This is a genomic window from Streptomyces poonensis, from assembly GCF_014650915.1.
Taxonomy (GTDB): Bacteria; Actinomycetota; Actinomycetes; order Streptomycetales; family Streptomycetaceae; genus Streptomyces; species Streptomyces poonensis.
On the sequence record NZ_BMVW01000012.1, the window covers coordinates 112586 to 129026 of the forward strand.

The 16441-nt window shown below is 68.2% G+C and carries 12 protein-coding genes; 1 reads left to right on the forward strand and 11 read right to left on the reverse strand.

What is annotated here, in order from left to right:
• Nucleotides 1–94 precede the first annotated feature (94 nt).
• From IE242_RS25745 to IE242_RS25785, 8 genes are all read right to left on the reverse strand, one after another.
• Nucleotides 95–1624, reverse strand: a complete 1530-nt coding sequence (locus tag IE242_RS25745) for a helix-turn-helix domain-containing protein (protein WP_189863232.1) — start codon at nt 1622–1624, stop codon at nt 95–97.
• Nucleotides 1625–1723: 99 nt separating this feature from the next.
• A complete protein-coding gene (locus IE242_RS25750; RefSeq protein ID WP_189863234.1) occupies nt 1724–1921 on the reverse strand; it encodes a DUF4236 domain-containing protein in 198 nt (65 codons plus the stop codon).
• A 39-nt stretch (nt 1922–1960) separates the two neighbouring features.
• Nucleotides 1961–2584: a hypothetical protein gene (locus IE242_RS25755; RefSeq protein ID WP_189863236.1), complete on the reverse strand. Its 624-nt coding sequence runs from the start codon at nt 2582–2584 to the stop codon at nt 1961–1963.
• A 121-nt stretch (nt 2585–2705) separates the two neighbouring features.
• Nucleotides 2706–3299 (reverse strand): hypothetical protein, encoded by a 594-nt coding sequence (locus tag IE242_RS25760; RefSeq protein WP_189863238.1) that lies wholly within the window; start codon nt 3297–3299, stop codon nt 2706–2708.
• Between the two features lie 912 nt (nt 3300–4211).
• Entirely contained in the window at nt 4212–4829 is a 618-nt protein-coding gene (locus tag IE242_RS25770; protein WP_189863242.1) for a hypothetical protein, read from the reverse strand.
• Nucleotides 4826–5953, reverse strand: a complete 1128-nt coding sequence (locus IE242_RS25775) for an ATP-binding protein (protein ID WP_229859445.1) — start codon at nt 5951–5953, stop codon at nt 4826–4828. Before IE242_RS25775 ends, IE242_RS25770 begins: the two co-directional genes overlap by 4 nt.
• A 76-nt stretch (nt 5954–6029) precedes the next feature.
• Entirely contained in the window at nt 6030–7247 is a 1218-nt protein-coding gene (locus tag IE242_RS25780) for an integrase (protein WP_229859446.1), read from the reverse strand.
• Between the two features lie 427 nt (nt 7248–7674).
• Nucleotides 7675–8427, reverse strand: a complete 753-nt coding sequence (locus IE242_RS25785; protein ID WP_189863243.1) for a TnsA-like heteromeric transposase endonuclease subunit — start codon at nt 8425–8427, stop codon at nt 7675–7677.
• Nucleotides 8428–8726: 299 nt separating this feature from the next.
• Here IE242_RS25785 and acnA point away from each other — a divergent pair, with 299 nt between their 5' ends.
• The gene (gene acnA, locus IE242_RS25790; protein ID WP_189863245.1) at nt 8727–11450 is read left to right on the forward strand and encodes an aconitate hydratase AcnA; all 2724 of its coding nucleotides are present in this window, start codon (nt 8727–8729) and stop codon (nt 11448–11450) included.
• A 73-nt stretch (nt 11451–11523) separates the two neighbouring features.
• Here acnA and IE242_RS25795 read toward each other — a convergent pair whose 3' ends face one another.
• The 3 genes from IE242_RS25795 to IE242_RS25805 all read right to left on the reverse strand — a co-directional run bounded on the left by IE242_RS25795 (nt 11524) and on the right by IE242_RS25805 (nt 16189).
• Entirely contained in the window at nt 11524–11715 is a 192-nt protein-coding gene (locus IE242_RS25795; RefSeq protein WP_189863246.1) for a hypothetical protein, read from the reverse strand.
• A 76-nt stretch (nt 11716–11791) separates the two neighbouring features.
• Nucleotides 11792–12187 (reverse strand): VOC family protein, encoded by a 396-nt coding sequence (locus tag IE242_RS25800; protein ID WP_189863248.1) that lies wholly within the window; start codon nt 12185–12187, stop codon nt 11792–11794.
• Nucleotides 12188–12388: 201 nt separating this feature from the next.
• Nucleotides 12389–16189, reverse strand: a complete 3801-nt coding sequence (locus tag IE242_RS25805) for a GH92 family glycosyl hydrolase (RefSeq protein ID WP_189863250.1) — start codon at nt 16187–16189, stop codon at nt 12389–12391.
• Nucleotides 16190–16441 lie beyond the last annotated feature (252 nt).

A 16441-nucleotide genomic window follows, 5' to 3' on the forward strand; every position in this document is an offset into this window, starting at 1 on the left:
CCCTCAGAAGGGTGCTCCGGACGCGACCGGAGGGAAGCCCCGGCCCTCATAGGGTCCGGTCAGGTGGGGATGGCGCTGTTCTTTCTTAGAGCCTTCAAATGTCCCGGAAGATCTCGATCTGCGCCCCGATCGAGTTCAGCCGCTCCGCCAGGTCCTCGTACCCGCGGTTGATGACGTACACGTTGCGGAGCACGGACGTGCCCTCCGCCGCCATCATCGCCAGCAGCACCACCACAGCCGGACGGAGCGCCGGCGGGCACATCATCTCGGCGGCGCGCCAGCGCGTCGGGCCTTCCACCAGGACCCGGTGGGGGTCCAGGAGCTGCAGCCGGCCGCCCAGACGATTCAGGTCGGTCAGATAGATCGCCCGGTTGTCGTAGACCCAGTCGTGGATGAGGGTCTTGCCCTGCGCCACGGCCGCGATCGCCGCGAAGAACGGCACGTTGTCGATGTTCAGGCCGGGGAACGGCATCGGGTGGATCTTGTCGATCGGGGCCTCCAGCTTGGAGGGCCGGACCGTCAGGTCCACCAGGCGGGTGCGGCCGTTGTCGGCGAAGTACTCCGGTGAGCGGTCGTGGTCGAGGCCCATCTCCTCCAGGACCGCGAGCTCGATCTCCAGGAACTCGATCGGCACCCGGCGGACCGTCAGCTCCGACTCGGTGACGACCGCCGCCGCGACCAGGCTCATCGCCTCGACCGGGTCCTCGGAGGGCGAGTAGTCGACGTCCACGTCGATGTCCGGCACTCCGTGCACGGTGAGCGTGGTGGTGCCGATGCCGTCCACCCGTACACCGAGGGACTCCAGGAAGAAGCACAGGTCCTGGACCATGTAGTTGGAGGAGGCGTTGCGGATGACCGTGGTGCCGTGGTGGCGGGCGGCCGCGAGGAGGGCGTTCTCCGTCACCGTGTCGCCGCGTTCCGTCAGGACGATGGGGCGGCCGGGGGTGACCGAGCGGTCGACCGCCGCATGGTAGTGGCCCTCCGTCGCCGCGATGTCCAGGCCGAACCGGCGCAGCGCGATCATGTGCGGCTCGATGGTGCGCGTGCCGAGGTCGCAGCCGCCCGCGTACGGCAGCTTGAAGCGGTCCATGCGGTGCAGCAGCGGGCCGAGGAACATGATGATCGAGCGGGTGCGGACCGCCGCCTCGGCGTCTATGGCGTCCATGTCGAGGGCGGCCGGGGGGATGATCTCGAGGTCGACGCCGTCGTTGATCCAGCGGGTGCGGACGCCGATCGAGTTCAGTACCTCGAGGAGGCGGTAGACCTCCTCGATGCGCGCGACCCGGCGCAGTACTGTGCGCCCCTTGTTGAGCAGCGAGGCGCACAGCAGTGCCACGCACGCGTTCTTGCTCGTCTTGACGTCGATGGCGCCCGACAGGCGGCGTCCGCCGACCACGCGCAGATGCATCGGACCGGCGTAGCCCAGAGAGACGATCTCGCTGTCCAGGGCCTCACCGATGCGGGCGATCATCTCAAGACTGATGTTCTGGTTGCCGCGCTCGATGCGGTTGACAGCGCTCTGGCTGGTGCCGAGAGCCTCCGCGAGCTGCGACTGTGTCCAGCCCCGGTGTTGCCGGGCATCACGGATGAGCTTGCCGATGCGTACGAGGTAGTCGTCTGCCATGAGCCGAGGCTATCTCACATATGAGATTACGCATCCCGGGGGGAGGTGTTCGGGTGACAAGCCGTCAGGGTCGCCGCCGCGGTCGTCCCGGTGTCGTCGTCAGCGGCGCCTGGCCGTGTGCGTGCGGCGCCAGCCGAAGGGGCCGGGCAGATCCATCGACGTCGTGCGGCGTCCCGTGCTGCTGTGCGTGTGGCGCGGGCCGTTCCTGCCGCCCGTGGTGATGGACCACGAACGCCTGTTGATGTTCAGTCGCACTCCGGGCAGGATGCGGAAACTCTTGCGGAACGTCAGGGGCATGAGCACCTCCCGTACGGGGCTGTGTCGCTTGCCTTACGGCTACCCCCACTTGCCGTACTGATAGCTGTACGCGACCGGCTCCTCGAACGTGACCGACATCACCGGTTCGGCCGAATGCACCGGTACGGCGGGCCCGACGACGTACCGGTGCCGTATCACGTCCCCCTCCGGCGACCGCAGTTCCAGTACTCCCGGCTCCGGGCATCCCCAGGTCAGCCGGTCGACGTCCTCCGTGAAGGCGTTCGACACACTGCTCCAGCCCGTGCCGTCCGCCCGCAGTTCGAGGTCGGAGCACTCCAGCACGCCGTAGTCGAACGGGTCGCTGCTCCAGTGCCCGATCAGTGCCTCGTCCAGCCCGGTTCGCGGGTCCGCGGCGTCCCGCTCGGCGATCCCCGCCTCGGCCGCGACCTCGGCGCCGCCCAGGTGGACGACCCGGTTGCCGTGCATGATGGCGCCGACGCCGCGCTCGGGGTCCCGCAGGCAGTCGAACGCGATGCCGACGTAGGGGAAGCCGTCGCGGGTGACGGGGTGCTGGTACACCGCCCGTACGGTGGCCAGGTGCTCCGGCTGCTCCTTCTCCTCGGGGTCGAGGGTCACGTAGTGCGCCCGCAGCGAGGGCCACAGTCCTCGGTGTGCGCGGTCGAGGCCGTCGGTGCTGTCCATAGGCGCGCAAGCACACCACGCCGGGTGTCCTTTGTCATCCAAGTTAGTCGTTGAAGCCTGCCTGACCTGGGTGGACTAGGTTGGATGGCGATATGTCCGAGCCTGACATCCCGGCGTCCGCTCAGTTCTCGAAATGGAGCTCCGGGCGGGTCCAGAGGGTGAGGTCGCTGCTGGTGGCGACTGCCAAGGTGAGACCGGACGGGGAAAAACCGGCAGCGCGCAGCTCCGAGTACTCGGAGTGGAAGACGTGCCACCAGGTGCCTCCCGCCGGTCCTTTGTTTGCTCCGCCGTCGGCGGAGAGGATGACGCGGTCGTGGGGCCATTCAGGGCTGACGATGTCCAGCGTCCAACCGTCCGGGGTGGTGCTGTGCAGACCGCCGCCGAAGAGGCCGGCGATGCGGACCGGGGTCCCTGCGAGGGGACCGAGGCCGGGGCAGGTGAGGTCCGGGTGTGCGTCGGGGGTGCTGGTGGCGGGATCGGGATCCCGGTCGCGTGCGATCTTCTCGCCGGTGACCGCATCGAAGAGTCCGTGGCCGCCGCCGGATACGACCATGACGAGGTCGTGTCCGGTGTCCGGGTGGACTGCGAAGCCGATGCCGAGCAGGCCGCCGATGGGGGTCCTGTAGTCCAGGACGGGCTGCCATGGCGTCGGGGCTGACATGACGGCGGCGGCAAGGTAACGCTCCCGTAGCCGCTGCTGGTACTCCGTGATCAACTTGTCTCCTCGGTGTGGTCCGTGTCGAGGATCTCTCGCGCAGCGTCGCAAGTCGATTCGAATTCACATGCTCGCTGGCAAGGAAGCCGCCTCACGGACTGTGGATTGAGGGAGACTGCTGCGCCGGTCTGTTCTCGACGTCGACCGGAGCCTGTTTGCGCAGGCGGAGTGCTTTCTGGCGGCAGGTCGTGGAACACGTCCGGCGTCGAGGTCCGCTGCCCTTGTGCTTGAGGGGAGTCGAGCAGACGGTGCAGTTCGTCGGCTGCTTCAGCCTCGGTGGAGGGGGTGAAGGGGATAATCCTTCGGGTCGTTTGCGCTGGGTGTATGCCCAGTTCCTGCAGCTTCTTGAGCATCAGCGTCGAGTTGGATTTCGCTGCTGTGCTTTGGTGAGCGGGGTGCCGTATGCGGCGCATGCGGATTTTCGGGCGACTTCCGTTTCGCTCTGCCTGCGTGTGCGGCGAGCTGCCTGGGAGCAGAGTGGTGAACACCACATGGGCGTCGGGCCGCGTGCCGCGAGGGTCATCTTCTTGCCGCACGTTTCGCAGACGGCCACCCGGTCCTCCTGGTAGTTCCATCTGTGATGGCTCTTCTGCCGACAGGCTGACGAGTACCACCGTCTCTTTTGCCCTGTTCGGGTGGCCGGGAGGGGGCGCCCGCACTCCGGGCACTGGGCGGCGTCAAGGATCTCTCGCAGGTCGGCGGGTTCGCGGCCGCTTGCGGCAGCCAAGCGCTCCCATGTGGGACGTCCCCGGTGGAAGGGAGGTTCGCAGAGGTAAGTGCGTAAATGTCTGGGCTTGAGGTGATTGGCTGCGGCGAGGCGTTCGATGAACGACTTGGGTCCCTCGCCGGCAATGGGCCGGATCTGGATGGGCAGCGTGTTCAAACGGCCGGGGGCATGGGGTGCTTGCTCTCTCATGGCTGCCGTCCGCGTTTCATGTGACGGCCGCGGTGAACGTAGTAGAGCAGGGACGAGTAGGACACGGAGTAGTCGTGTTCGTCCATCAGCTCGGCCCAGATGGCTCTGCCGCGAACCCCTCGGGCGAGCATGTCGTCGACCAGGCGGATGACGGGGACCATAACCGGATCCTTGCGGAACTTCACATCGCGAGCGGCTGGCCGTGCTGTGTCCAGCACGAGCCGGACTGTCCACCGGGGGATCTGGTAGCGCTCGGCGAGCGCGCGGATGGTCATGGTGCCGTCGCGGGCGTCATCGGCGATGAGGAAGCAGAGTTCGCCGCGGTCCGGGAACGGATTCTTGCCGGGGTATCGGGGGTTGGGCTTGACATGGCCTCGGGGCGAGCTGGCGTCCGAGAGGGCCCGCTCCAGCGCATGGGGAGACCGGCCGGTGGCATCGGCGAGCCGGTCCAGTTGGGGCTTACCGAACCAGAACGGCGGGCCGCAGAGGTATCCGTGCAGGTAGCTGGGCTTGAGGTGGTTGGCGCGGGCGAGACGTCGGATGAAGGAGTCGGTTTCCTCTCCGAGCCGCGGTGCGACCTGGACGGGCAGCCGGGCCAGCCGTCCTTCGGTCATCGCACGGCCGTCTTCTTCAGCGGCTTCCGGGTGGTCTCCGCAGCGTGGTCCAGGGGAATCGCGTCGATCGCTTCCTTGGTCATGCGTTCGGTGCCGCTCAGGATCGCGTCGATCGCGGCCCCCCGGATGGCATGGGACAACGCTCCGATCATGCCGTCGGCCCGGTTGTGGAGGTAGCGGTCCAGCTTGATCAGGCTTCCCGGCGGGTGATCGTGCAGCAGCAGGGTCTTCTCCAGGGTCGCGACCAAGGCCTTCCACTCCTCGCCGTAGGGAAACGGCCGCGTGGGGACCAGGGTGAAGCGGCCCGCGATCTGGGCGCCCCTGGTGCCGGCCAGAAGCTCACTGGTTTCGAGGTTGATGCCCGCATAGACGAACGTCGCGGGGATGCGCTCGGAAAAGTACTTCAGGGTGTCGGAGACCTCGGCGCCGGTCCGTGTGACTTGCGAAATGTTGTGGATCTCGTCGACGAGGACCAGGCCGGTGCGGGTGTCCGTGCAGACACCGACCACGGCCTCGATGATGTCGGTCATGTTCGACCTGCCTCGGACCGGCAACCCCAGGAAGCGTGCGAACTCGGACGCGACCATGCGGGCGGTCGCCGCAGGCGGGACGGTGATGTAGAGCACCGGAATACGGTCGGTGACGTTCGGGTGGCGGGCCCGGTCGAGGAGTTCGTGAGCGAGCCCGAGCTGGGTGATGGCACTGGTCTTTCCCGTGCCGGGCAGCCCGGAGACCATCAGGCCGCGGCGGGCGCTGATCGCGTGCCGGTTGAGCAGGACCAGCCGTCGGCCGCAGACCACCGTCTTCTCGACGAACGAGGTGGCGACCACCAACATGCGGGCGTGATGGTCGAGCCGGTCCTCGTCCAGGCCCAGCGGGATGACCTTCGCCGTCTCCGTGTCCGCCGGGTCCTCCTGATCGGGTTGGGGGGCCGGCGGATCGGGAGCCGGCCGGTCAGGGGTAGTGGCCCGGGTCCGTGCGGCGACGCGCCGGGACCGCTTCGACGCACGGCCCTTCCGCTGAGCCGGTCCGTCGTGTGCCCGCCGGAGCAGGGCCGCGGCGGCATCGGCGATCTGCTCTTCTGTCCCGTCCGGGACCTGATCGCGGGCGTGATCCCAGGCCATCTCGCCGAACGGGACGCCAACGCGGTGCAGATGCTTCCAGAACACCGTGATCCACCGGACCGGCTCACTGCGGCGGTCACGTACCCAGACACGGGAGACGTCGTAGGGGTCGTAGTGGATCTCCCACAGCCCCCCTTTTCTCCGCCACCCCGGAGTGCTGTCGGCGCAACGGGGTCAGCTCGGCGTCGTCGTAGGTGCGGTCGTTGATCCGGATGCCGTAGGAGTTGATCGCCTGCCAGCGTTCGGGCAGCAGCTCGACGTAGTCATCGCCGCTGAACGGGGCCGGAACGTAGCCGCATGACTCCAGTGGCATCGCGTACTTCTCGTTCGGCGTGCACGCGCGATTCGGTGAGTCCGGGTCCCGCAGTGCGTCGTGTGGGCGGTTCTGCCAGATGACGATCCACTCGTCCAGCAGGCCCTGGAGTTCGGGCAGGGACCACAGTGGTCCGTGCTCCAGGCCGCGGCCCCGGCGGCCCACCGACCTGCCGGTGTGACCCGCGACGAACTGCGCGAACAGCGTCGCCACCGAACCCAGCGTTTTCTCGATCGCGCCCTTCTCGAAGGGCGACGCCTTGTGAGTCGGCTGGAGGCTGATGCCCAAGTAGCGGCAGGACGCGCGGAAGTTGTTCGAGATGAAGATCTTGCCGTGGTCGCAGACGATCGTGTCCGGCACGATCACGGGCCTTCCAGCCGCGTGCTCCAGCCGCTCGTCCAGGGCCATCAGCCGCCGGTGCGGCAGCACCGATCTCGACATGCGAAGAGCTTCCGGCCAGCCAGGACGCATCGTCTCAGGGGTGATGCTTCGGGCCAGGAGAGCGGAGGCGTCGGCCGCCTTCGTGGTCGGCCGCAGGACCGCGGCAGCCAGTGACCTGGTCGCCAAGTCGATCATGGCGGTCAGCTCGACCTTCTCGGCAATGCCGTCGTCCAGCCGTACCAGGACATCCAGCGGTGTGGAGTCGATCTGCATCCACTCGCCCGGCGCGCAGGCCGGCACCTCCCCGAACGGCCCGGCTGGACGGGCGTTAACCGAACGGCGCGTGATCGCCGAGCCTGTCGCGTGGGTGCCGGTAGCCAGCCTGTCGAACAGCCGGTAGAGCGTGCGCTGCGAGGGAACCTCGACGTTCTCCGCGTCCTCGCGGGAGGCCAGGATCTGTGTCGCCCGCCAGACCACGAAGCCGATCGTCTTCGACGACGCCTCGGCTGTCTCGTCGATCGCCTGCTGCATAGCCTCGACCACCGCCGGGGCAGCCCGGCCGAATGATGGCATCTGCTTGGCCGACCGGCCGTCGGCCAAGCCGACGAGTCCGTCGCGCTGGTAGCGCTGGCGCCGCTGCTTGATCCCGCTGGCCGTCATCGCGTGCCCAGCCGCCGTCAGCTCGGCAGCCTTGGCCCGCTCCCGTTGAGCCAGCGAGGTCTGTTCCGGGTCGAACTCCGGCCGTGGCACTGTCCCCGCGGAAGCATCCGGCGGCAAGCCGTCCAGTACCTCCAGAATGGGCCTCTCCCACCAGCGGGCCTGTTCGGCAGGATGGTGTCCCACCGAGTGGTGTAACAGCGATCACCTCTGCTGCCCCGACCTCACCACGGTGCTGGTGGGCGGGGTGCCCGCAGGCGGCAAGATCGGCCCGTTACACCACCGTGCGGGGCACGACCTTCGGCAGCGGTCCGCGGGAACTCCGCGAGCCTTGCCGTCGGAGGCACCCGCCGCCCGTTCCCGAGCCCCGTCACCGGCCACCTCCCTCTGCCAGGCGCACGATGCTGGACGGCCCCAGCAACTCGACCGCCAGCCCTTCGACGGCCATCTCATGCAGCCAGAGCAGATGGAACAAGGCGGGGAGCGTCTCAAGCCGGTCACCAGCCGCATCCGCGCCGGCCATCAACGGAACCGGGGCCGCGAAAGCTTCCCGGAGCCCGTCCCGAACCGACCCGCGCAGACACCGGGGATGCCGGTAGCGCGACAGCCACCGGACATTCGCCAGCAGCACCGCCTCCGGCACCCCGACCCGCTCAAAACCCCATCCCGCCTGGCCGCAGGCCAGGCGGGTCACCTCGAACGCCTCCGCGTCCTTCGGCCCGACTCGTTCATCGGCGCGGACATCGACGACCTCCGCTGAGCCGTCCACGCGGCGCACGAAGTAGTCCGGAGCGTGCCGACGCTCACGCTCGCCGTCGTGCCAGTGCAGCCAGAACGGCTGCGAGGCGATCCCCACCACCTCGGGATCGAAGTCCATCAGCAGGAGCCGGTCCCGCTCCAGCCACGATTCGAAACCGACGTGTCGGCCGGTCGTCGCCGCCCAGTACCAGCCGGAGAAGTGACGCTCACCACGTGACCAGCGAAACGGCCGTACTGCGGCCACGCCCTCGAACTGGGCCGTCACGCAGTCCAGTAGCGGACGCCGCCGACGCTCTCGTACAGCGTCCACGTACGACAGCTCGATGTACGGCTCGGCGCACTCTGCCCCGACCGGTACGGCCACCAGTGCCCCCAGCGCGTCACCTCTTACGACTAGGTTCGCTGGCAAGGAAGCCGAAACGACTGCGTTCGCTGTCAAACGCCTCGACTGGATGACAGGGCACACCGGGGCGGGGCATGACCAGTCCGCCCCCATGTACTAGAGTTATCTCGACATCGAGATATCTGCCGAGGCGCACCGCAGCCGCAGGCCGTCGTCGAGTCGGCGGTAAGGGTTACCTAACTTAGCCTTACCTTAGCGGATCGTCGAGACAGCGTGGCGGCAGGATGCGGTGGAACGCGCACAAAAAGAAGGAGACTGTCGTGTCGGCGAACAGCTTCGACGCCCGCAGCACGCTGCAGGTGGGCGACGAGTCGTACGAGATCTTCCGGCTGGACAAGGTGGAGGGCTCGGCCCGCCTTCCGTACAGCCTCAAGGTCCTGCTGGAGAACCTGCTCCGTACCGAGGACGGCGCGAACATCACCGCCGACCACATCCGTGCCCTCGGCAACTGGGACTCCCAGGCCCAGCCGTCGCAGGAGATCCAGTTCACGCCGGCCCGCGTGATCATGCAGGACTTCACCGGTGTGCCCTGTGTCGTGGACCTCGCCACCATGCGTGAGGCCGTGAAGGAGCTGGGCGGCGACCCGAACAAGATCAACCCGCTCTCCCCGGCCGAGATGGTCATCGACCACTCCGTCATCGCCGACAAGTTCGGCACCAACGACGCCTTCAAGCAGAACGTCGACCTGGAGTACGGCCGCAACAAGGAGCGCTACCAGTTCCTGCGCTGGGGTCAGACCGCCTTCGACGACTTCAAGGTCGTCCCGCCGGGCACCGGCATCGTCCACCAGGTGAACATCGAGCACCTGGCCCGTACGGTCATGGTCCGCAACGGCCAGGCGTACCCCGACACCCTCGTCGGCACCGACTCGCACACCACCATGGTCAACGGCCTCGGCGTCCTCGGCTGGGGCGTCGGCGGCATCGAGGCCGAGGCCGCGATGCTCGGCCAGCCGGTCTCCATGCTCATCCCGCGCGTCGTCGGCTTCAAGCTGACTGGTGAGCTCAAGCCGGGCACGACCGCCACCGACCTGGTGCTGACCATCACCGAGATGCTCCGCAAGCACGGTGTCGTCGGCAAGTTCGTCGAGTTCTACGGTGAGGGCGTCGCCGCCACCTCCCTCGCCAACCGCGCCACCATCGGCAACATGTCGCCGGAGTTCGGCTCCACCGCCGCGATCTTCCCGATCGACGGCGAGACCCTGAACTACCTCAAGCTCACCGGCCGCTCCGAGCAGCAGGTCGCGCTGGTCGAGGCGTACGCCAAGGAGCAGGGCCTCTGGCTCGACCCGGCCGCCGAGCCCGACTTCTCCGAGAAGCTCGAGCTGGACCTGTCCACGGTCGTCCCGTCGATCGCCGGCCCGAAGCGCCCGCAGGACCGCATCGTCCTCGCGAACGCCGCCGAGCAGTTCGCCGAGGACGTCCGCAACTACGTCACCCTCGACGAGTACGAGGCCAGCAAGGAGTCCTTCCCCGGCTCCGACGCCCCGTCGACGATCCCGAACGGCAGCGTCCCGTCCAACCCGGTCACCGTCACCGCCCCCGACGGCTCGACCTACACGCTGGACCACGGCGCGGTCACCGTCGCGGCGATCACCTCCTGCACCAACACCTCCAACCCGTACGTCATGGTCGCCGCCGCGCTGGTGGCCAAGAAGGCGGTCGAGAAGGGCCTGACCCGCAAGCCGTGGGTCAAGACCACCCTCGCCCCGGGTTCGAAGGTCGTCACCGACTACTTCGACAAGGCGGGCCTGACCCCGTACCTGGACAAGGTCGGCTTCAACCTCGTCGGCTACGGCTGCACCACCTGCATCGGCAACTCCGGCCCGCTGCCGGACGAGGTCTCCAAGGCCGTCAACGACCACGACCTCGCGGTCACCTCGGTCCTCTCCGGCAACCGGAACTTCGAGGGCCGTATCAACCCCGACGTCAAGATGAACTACCTGGCGTCCCCGCCTCTGGTCGTCGCGTACGCCATCGCGGGCTCCATGAAGGTGGACATCACCAAGGACGCCCTGGGCACCGACCAGGACGGCAACCCGGTCTTCCTGAAGGACATCTGGCCGTCCGAGGCCGAGGTCAACGACGTCGTGGCGAACGCCATCGGCGAGGACATGTTCTCCAAGTCCTACTCCGACGTCTTCGCCGGTGACGCCCAGTGGCAGTCCCTCTCCATCCCGACCGGCAACACCTTCGAGTGGGACGCCGAGTCGACCTACGTCCGCAAGCCCCCGTACTTCGAGGGCATGCAGATGGAGCCGGCCCCGGTCGAGGACATCGCGGGCGCCCGCGTGCTCGCCAAGCTGGGCGACTCGGTGACGACGGACCACATCTCGCCCGCCGGTGCGATCAAGGCCGACACCCCGGCCGGCAAGTACCTCACCGAGCACGGTGTCGAGCGCCGCGACTTCAACAGCTACGGCTCGCGCCGCGGCAACCACGAGGTCATGATCCGCGGTACGTTCGCCAACATCCGCCTGCGCAACCAGATCGCGCCGGGCACCGAGGGCGGCTACACGCGTGACTTCACGCAGGCCGACGCGCCGGTCTCGTTCATCTACGACGCCTCGCGCAACTACATCGAGCAGGGCATCCCGCTGGTCATCCTGGGCGGCAAGGAGTACGGCTCGGGTTCGTCCCGTGACTGGGCGGCCAAGGGCACCGCGCTGCTCGGCGTCAAGGCCGTCATCACCGAGTCGTACGAGCGCATCCACCGCTCGAACCTCATCGGCATGGGCGTCCTGCCGCTGCAGTTCCCGGAGGGCCAGTCGGCCGACTCGCTCGGCCTGACCGGCGAGGAGACCTTCTCGATCACGGGCGTGACCGAGCTGAACAACGGCACGACCCCGAGCACGGTCAAGGTCACCACCGACACGGGCGTCGAGTTCGACGCGATCGTCCGCATCGACACCCCCGGTGAGGCCGACTACTACCGCAACGGCGGCATCATGCAGTACGTGCTGCGCTCGCTGATCCGTAAGTAAGCGGTAGCAGTAGCGGTAAGCGGCTGAGGGCCGCGTCCCGGCGGGTTCCCGCCGGGACGCGGCCCTCACGCTGTCAGCGGGTCAAGAACCTCGGCAGTGTGGTGAGGTCGATCTCGACGGGGAACGGGAGCTCGGTGCTCAGCTTGTCGTGGTGCACGGGGTGCATGGGAGCAGGGATGTACGTCCGGGTCTCCGCGTGCTGCCAGTACTCGTGCACCGCGAGGCGGTTGTCCCGGTCGAGCTCGACGCGCCAGTAGCAGGGCACCTCTGCCTCGGCGAAGAGAGCCGGCTTGCGGGGAGCATCCAGGTCTTCTCGGTGGCCCGCCCCTTCGGCTCTGTCGTCATCGCTCCTCCGGAAACCCGCCGTACGGCACAGTGATCAGCTCCATGGCGTGCCCCGCCGGATCCAGGAAGTACACACCCTTGCCGCCGTCGTTGCGGTTGATCTCACCGGGCTGCTTCTGGTGCGGGTCGGCCCAGTGGTCGAGGCCGCGCTGCCGGATCTTCTCGTACGCCGCGTCGAACTCCGCCTCCGAGACCAGGAACGCGTAGTGCTGTGGTGTGATCCTGTCCTCGGGAATGGCGGCGAAGTCCAGGGTGACGCCGCCCGCGAGGTCGACGGGGATGAACGGGCCCCACTCAGGGCCGACTCCGAGTCCCAGCAGGTCCGCGAAGAACTCGGCGGACTCCCGGTTGTCCCGGGCGTGGACGATCGTGTGATTGAGCTGTACTGACAAGGAATGCCTCCACGGGCATGTCCCGCACCTCCATGCCTCACCCGGTCGGTGACCGGCACGCGGTGCTGCCGTGGATTCTAGGCACGCCGACGCCGTGCTGTCGCCACTGTCACGAACCGCTGCCGTGGACGTCGACGGCAGCGCCCCGGCTCCTCGGCGACGGTGAGCCGAAGAACCGGGGCGCGGCACCCAGAGATGCGATCAGCTCAGCAGCTCCACCTCCGCCAGCGTCCCCTCACCCGACAGCACCAGCCGGTAGTACTGGTACGCGCCCGGCTTGGCGACCGAGAACGCACGCGTCTGCCGGTCCCAGGTGAAGGACTCGCCCGAGCGTTCGTCCAGCGTCTTCCAGGACGCGCCGTCCTTCGAGCCCTGGAGCGCCCACCCGGCCGGAGCCTTCGTCCTGTCCGCCGACGACGTCAGCGTGTACTGGACCGCCTCGGTCCGCTCGGAGACCGGGAGGTCGACGGACGACGTGACGGTCGCGTCGGTCGCCGAGGTGTTGTCGAACAGGGCGCCCTCGGCCCTCAGCGCGTCCGAGCGGGGCGTCGGCACCTCGTCGTCCCGCGTGATCGAGACGGGCGCCGCCTTCTTGCCCGTGCCCCACGACGACGGCTTCGGGCCCATGTCGAACTCCAGGACCCCGCCGCGCGCGACCACCGCGTGCGGCAGCGCGGTCGACGTCCACTTCTTGCCGTTGACCTTCAAGCCCTGAACATAGATGTTCTTCGCGCTGTTCTTCGGGGCCTTGACCACCAGGTCCCGGCCGTTCTCCAGGTGGACCGTCGCCTTCTTGAAGAGCGGGGAGCCGATCGCGTACTCGCCGCTGCCCATCACCAGCGGGTAGAAGCCGAGCGCGGAGAACAGGTACCAGGCCGACTGCTCGCCGTTGTCCTCGTCGCCGTGGTAGCCCTGGCCGATCTCGCTGCCGGTGTAGAGGCGGGAGAGCACCTCGCGGACCTTCTCCTGCGCCTTCCACGGCTGCCCGGCCGCGTCGTACATGTAGAGCGCGTGGTGGGCGACCTGGTTGGAGTGGCCGTACATGCCCATCCGTACGTCGCGGGCCTCGGTCATCTCGTGGATGACACCGCCGTAGGAGCCCTTGAACTCGGGAGACGCGGTCTCGGGCGTGGCGAAGTACTCGTCCAGCTTCTCGGCGAGGCCGTCGCGGCCGCCGTACAGGTTGGCCAGGCCCCGGCTGTCCTGCGGGGCGGTGAAGGCGTAGCCCCAGCCGTTGGTCTCCGTGTAGTCGTAGCCCCACACGCGCGGGTCGTACTGCGAGGACTCGACCCGCCAGTCGCCCTTGGCGTTCCGGCCCTGGAAGAAGCCCGCCTCCTTGTCGAAGAGGTTCACGTAGTCCTGGGCGCGGTCGAGGAAGTAGTCGGACTCCTCCTTGTAGCGCTTCTCGCCGGTCTTCTCGTACAGGGCCCGGCCCATGCGCGCGATGCCGTAGTCGTTGAGGAAGCCCTCCAGCGCCCACGACAGGCCCTCGTGGGTCTCGGTGCTCGTGTAGCCGAGGAAGGGCGAGGTGGTCATGCCCTTGCGGCCCACGCCGGAGGACGGCGGGACCACCGTCGCGTTCTTCAGGGCCGCCTCGTACGCGGCCTTCGCGTCGAAGCCGACCCCCTTCACGTACGCGTCCGCGAACGCCACGTCCGAGGAGGTGCCCGTCATCAGGTCGGCGTAGCCGGGGGAGGACCAGCGGGAGGTCCAGCCGCCGTCCTTGTACTGCTGCACGAACCCGTCGACCAGTTCACCGGCCTTCTTCGGGGTCAGGAAGGAGTACGCCGGCCAGGTGGTGCGGTACGTGTCCCAGAAGCCGTTGTTCACGTACACCTTGCCGTCGACGATCTTCGCGCCGGTGTGCGTCGGGGTGTCCTGGGTCTCCATCCGCGAGAACGGGGACGCGTACTTGTACTGACCGTCGACCTTCTCGAAGCCGGAGTTCGGGTACAGATACAGCCGGTACAGGCCCGAGTAGAGGGTCGTCAGCTGGTCCGGGGTCGCGCCCTCCACCTCGACCTTGCCGAGGAGCTCGTCCCACTGGCGCTGCGCCCGCTGCTTCACCGACTCGAACGACGTGCCGTCCGGGACCTCCTGGCGCAGGTTGTCCTTCGCCTGGTCCACGCTGATGAGGGAGGTGGCGAGGCGCAGGGTGACCGTGCGGTCGTCGCCCGCGTCGAAGCGCAGGTGGCCCTTGACGCCCGACGAGGCCCCGTCCGTGACCGGTGCGTCGAACTCGCCGTACACGAACAGCCGGGTCGCGCCCGTCGACAGGCCGGACTTCACGTCCGAGTAGCCGGTGAAGGTGCCGTTCTCCTCATCCAGCGTCAGGCCCGCCTGGTCCGTGACGTTGTCGAAGAGGACGCTCGCGTCGTCGCCGGGGTAGGTGAAGCGGAGCACCGCCGCGTGGTCGGTCGGCGTCATCTCGGCCTTGACGCCGTTCTCGAAGCGCACCCCGTAGTAGTACGGGCGCGCCGTCTCGTTCTCGTGGCGGAAGGCGAGTGCCCGGGCGGTGCGGCCGGTGGCCGGGGTGCCGGACGCGGCCGACGGCATCACCTGGAAGGTCTGCCGGTCGCCCATCCAGGGACTCGGCTCGTGGCTGGCGCTGAAGGCCTGGATGGTGGGGAGGTTGTCCGTGTTGTTGGCGCGGGCGTAGTCGTACAGCCAGCTGAGGGAGCCGGCGTTGGTGACCGGCGTCCAGAAGTTGAAGCCGTGGGGTACGGCGGTGGCCGGTATGTTGTTGCCGCGCGAGAAGCCGCCGGTGGAGTTGGTGCCGCGGGTCGTGAGCGCGTAGTCCGACAGGTGGGCCTTCGGTTTCTCGGGCGCCGCCACGCGCAGCGCCACGTCGTCGATCCAGCCGCGGAACTTCGCCGGTCCCTTCGGTGAGTCGTACGCCACCAGGACGCGGTCGACCGTCTTGCCGGCCGCGACCGAGCCGATCCGGGACTCGACGTTGTTCCACTGGTTGACGTACAGCACCTTGGCCGCGCCCTGCCCCTGCGGTGTCAGCGCGAAACCGTGCTGGTCGGTGGCGCGGAGGTCGCTCAGGTACGTGCCGTCCGTGAAGGCCAGGTCCACCGACACGTTGGTGGCGTCGTAGTCCAGGTCGCCGTCAGCCATCTGCGGGAAGATCCGGTAGGAGAGCTCGGTGTTCCGGTCCACGGCGACGTTCACGTCGAAGACCTTGTTGTACGAGTACGCCCGGTCGTCCGCCGTGTGGCGGCCCGCGTAGCGCAGCGCCCGCTTGCCGGTGAAGCCCGCGCCCGCCTTGGCCGTGGGCGAGCCGGCCGGTCCGCGGTCGACGAGCGAGAGCATGTCCTGGGGGACCGGTTCGTTTCCGTCGCCACCCGTGGAGAACTGCACGTCGGCGAGCTGGGTGGCGTCGGACGCGCCGTTGTTCCTCGTCACCTCCAGGCGGAAGTGCCGGTATCCGGCGGGCGCGGCCAGGTCGTACGTCTTCGTCTGGAAACGCTCGGGGAACGTCTCGCCGGTGCGGGTGTCGAGGGCCGTCCAGGTCTCGCCGTCCGTCGAGCCCTTGAGTACCCAGTCCCTCGGGTCGCGCTCGGCGTGGTCGTTGGCCGAGGTCAGCGCGTACGTCACCACCTCGGCCGGTGCGTCGAGGTCGAACTCCGCCCAGCCGGTGGGCGCGAACGTCAGCCACTTGCTGCTCGGCTCGCCGTCGACGAGGTTCTCCTTCACCTCGCCCGCGCCCGAGTTCTCGCCGCTGGCCCGGACGTCCGTGACGTGGTCGGTCACATTGCCGGGGATGCCGCTGCTGTAGCCGCCGTCGACGCCGGAGGCCCGCTCGGAGCCGTCGGGTGCGGTGTCGACGGTGTTGAGCCAGTCCGGTGCGGGATCGTCCGCCTCGAAGGAGGAGCCGAACTCCCGGTCCGCCGCCGGTGCCCGGGCCGGCAGCGCCACCGCCGCTCCCTGCGAGGCCAGCACCAGTGCGAACGCGGCCGCGCCGAGCGCCGCCGTGGAACCCCATCTGTGCCGCATGCGCGAGCACCCTCCCTGCTTCTGATCGTCGGCGATCAGAAATGGACAACGTTGTCAAGTTGCTGCGCAAGCACCAGTAGGGGTTGAAGTGGCAGGTGCTGTCAAGGGTGTTGAGTGAGGCATCCGGGGCCTTCGTGGCGTGATCCGTACCGTAGAACCCACGCCGAACAGGGACGGAGCGGCGTCGATCTTCGTTCGTACGGGGTGTGCCCCGCTCATATTTCCGCGAGGTCTCAACTCGGAAAAGACCCA

What these genes read in the sequence shown, in the direction of transcription:
- IE242_RS25750 (WP_189863234.1), bottom strand. Translation starts at nt 1,921, where the DNA reads ATGCCCCTGACGTTCCGCAAGAGTTTCCGCATCCTGCCCGGAGTGCGA.
- IE242_RS25770 (WP_189863242.1), bottom strand. Translation starts at nt 4,829, where the DNA reads ATGACCGAAGGACGGCTGGCCCGGCTGCCCGTCCAGGTCGCACCGCGG.
- IE242_RS25755 (WP_189863236.1), bottom strand. Translation starts at nt 2,584, where the DNA reads ATGGACAGCACCGACGGCCTCGACCGCGCACACCGAGGACTGTGGCCC.
- IE242_RS25805 (WP_189863250.1), bottom strand. Translation starts at nt 16,189, where the DNA reads ATGCGGCACAGATGGGGTTCCACGGCGGCGCTCGGCGCGGCCGCGTTC.
- IE242_RS25745 (WP_189863232.1), bottom strand. Translation starts at nt 1,624, where the DNA reads ATGGCAGACGACTACCTCGTACGCATCGGCAAGCTCATCCGTGATGCC.
- IE242_RS25775 (WP_229859445.1), bottom strand. Translation starts at nt 5,953, where the DNA reads ATGGCCTGGGATCACGCCCGCGATCAGGTCCCGGACGGGACAGAAGAG.